Origin of the sequence: Micromonospora sp. D75, assembly GCF_018070405.1 — a bacterium.
GTDB classification, from domain to species: Bacteria; Actinomycetota; Actinomycetes; order Mycobacteriales; family Micromonosporaceae; genus Micromonospora; species Micromonospora chalcea.
Genome location: NZ_JAGPXV010000734.1, coordinates 1 through 2,672, shown reverse-complemented (window position 1 = coordinate 2,672; position 2,672 = coordinate 1). Strand labels below are relative to the sequence as shown.

General features: G+C 74.0%; 2 protein-coding genes. Both read left to right on the top strand.

The genetic code is table 11. From position 1 onward, the window contains the following. Positions 1–1,183 (top strand): MFS transporter (locus KBX39_RS28320; protein ID WP_210873458.1); only part of this gene is annotated, 1,183 nt, incomplete at its 5' end. A gap of 113 nt (positions 1,184–1,296) precedes the next feature. Continuing rightward, positions 1,297–2,532 (top strand): glycoside hydrolase family 16 protein, encoded by a 1,236-nt coding sequence (locus KBX39_RS28315; RefSeq protein ID WP_210873456.1) that lies wholly within the window; start codon positions 1,297–1,299, stop codon positions 2,530–2,532. Positions 2,533–2,672: the final 140 nt, after the last annotated feature.

Genomic DNA, 2,672 nt, shown 5'->3' with positions numbered 1-2,672 from the left:
GCTGGCCGAGACCGGCTCGCCGGGCGCCACCGGGCGGGCCGGCGCGTTCGCCACCGCGCCGGTGGTGCTCGGCGGCGCGTTCGGCGGCGTGCTCGTCGACCGGATCGGCTACCGGCGCTCCAGCGTGCTCGCCGACGTGGTCTCCGGCGTGACGATCGCCGCCGTACCCCTGTTGCACTCCACCGTCGGCCTGCCGTTCCCGGCGCTGCTGGCCCTGGTCTTCGTCAGCGGACTGCTCGACACGCCGGGGCAGACCGCGCGCACCGCGCTGCTGCCGGAGGCCGCGGCGGCGGCCGGGGTGCCGATCGAGCGGGCGGCCGGGTGGGAGGACGCGACCTCGCGCGGCGCCCGGATGATCGGCGCACCCCTGGCCGGCCTGCTGGTCGGCGTGTTCGGGGCGGTGCCGGTGCTGGCGCTGGACGCGGTGACGTTCGCCGTGTCGGCGCTCGTGGTGACACTGCTGGTGCCGCGTGGCCTGCGGCCGTCCGACGACGGGAGCGAGCCGGAGACCGGCGGCTACTGGCGGCAGTTCGCCGCCGGGCTGCGCTTCCTGGTCCGCGAGCCGCTGCTGCGCGCCATGGTCCTGCTGGTGCTGGTGACGAACCTGTTCGACGCGGCCAAGAGCCAGGTGCTGCTGCCGGTGGTCGCCGAACGGGAACTCGGCGGGCCGGCCGCGTTCGGCCTGCTGGTGGGCGTCATGGGTGGTGGGGCGCTGGTCGGCTCGCTGGTGTTCAGCGCGATCGGGCACCGCCTGCCCCGCCGGGCCACATTCGTCACCGCGTACGCGCTGTGCGGCGCCCCACCGCTGTGGGCGCTCGCCGCCGCGCCGCCGCTGCCGGTGGTGGCCGCCGTGGTGGCGATGGCCGGGCTCGCCGCCGGCGCGCTCAACCCGCTGATGGGCGCGGTCCAGTTGGAGCGGGTGCCGCCGGCCATGCGGGCCCGGGTGTACGGCGTGATCGGCGCGGGCGCGTGGGCGGCCATGCCGGCCGGCGCGGTCGGCGCGGGATTCGCCGCGGACCGGTTCGGCCCGACGTCCACACTGGTCGTGATGGGCGCCTGCTACCTGCTGGTGGTGCTGACGCCGCTGCTGGGCGGCCCGTGGCGGGACATGCGCCGGCCCACAGTGGTGCGGCAGCGCGAGCCCGAGCCCGTCTCGGAGCGCAGGCGGGAAACGCTCTCTTGACATCGACCGACTTCGTTCATACCTTCATCGAAGTCTATTTGTATGGTTTGTTAACCGTTCGGCGGGGCCGGCCGCCGTGACGGAAACGGCCACCACCCCGCAGGAGGCGCCCCGTGCGCACCATCCGTACCCTCGCCGCCCTGGCGGTGACAGCGGTCGGCCTCACCGCCGCCCTCACCGTCGTCCCCCACTCCCCCGCGATCGCCGCCCCCGGCGCGGTCACCTGGTCCGACGACTTCAACGGCCCCGCCGGCGCCGCGCCCGACGCGAGCAAGTGGCGCTACGACATCGGTGGCGGCGGCTGGGGCAACAACGAGTTGCAGTACTACACCAACAGCACCCGCAACGCCGCGCTCGACGGCAACGGCAACCTGGTCATCACCGCCCGCCGGGAGAACCCCGGCGGCTACAACTGCTGGTACGGAAGCTGCCAGTACACCTCGGCCCGGCTGCTCACCAACGGCACGTTCGCCCAGGCGTACGGGCGGTTCGAGGCGCGCATCAAGGTCCCGCGTGGACAGGGGCTGTGGCCGGCGTTCTGGATGCTCGGCAACGACATCGGCACGAACCCGTGGCCCGGCAGCGGCGAGATCGACATCATGGAGAACGTCGGCTACGCGCCGTCGACCGTCTGGGGCACGCTGCACGGCCCCGGCTACTCCGGCGGCAGCGGCGTCGGCGCCTCCACCTCGCTGCCCGGCGGGCAGGCGCTCGCCGACGCCTTCCACACGTTCGCCGTGGACTGGGCGCCGGACTCGATCACCTGGTACCTCGACGGCGTGGCGTACTCCCGCAAGACGCCCGCCGACATCGGCGGCAACCGCTGGGTCTTCGACCACCCGTTCTTCATGATCATGAACGTGGCGGTCGGCGGCAACTGGCCCGGCTCGCCGGACGGCAGCACGACGTTCCCGCAGACCATGACCATCGACTACGTCCGGGTCCAGGCCTGGGACAACGGCGGCGGGGGCACCGGCGGCCAGATCATCGGGTACGGCAACAAGTGCGTCGACGTGGCCAGCGCCGGCACCGCGAACGGCACCCCGGTGCAGCTCTGGACGTGCAACGGCACCGCCGCCCAGCGCTGGAGCTGGAACGCCGACGGCTCGGTACGCGCGCTCGGCAAGTGCCTCGACGTGGCCGCCGGGTCCACGGCGAGCGGCGCCAAGGTGCAGCTCTACGACTGCAACGGCACCGGCGCGCAGAAGTGGGTGTTCAGCGCGGCCGGCGACATCGTGAATCCCCAGGCCAACAAGTGCCTGGACGCCACCGGTCCCAGCTCGGCCGACGGCACCCGGCTGCAGATCTGGGACTGCACCGGCGCCGCCAACCAGAAGTGGCGCCGCTGACCGGCGTCCCGGCCCGGGGCGGGCGGCGCATCCGCCCGCCCCGCCCTCACCCGCCCCGGCGTCACCCGCACCCGCACCCGCACCCGCACCCGCGATCTTGCACTTTCGGCCCGAGTCGCGCCCCGAATGTCCCGTTCGCC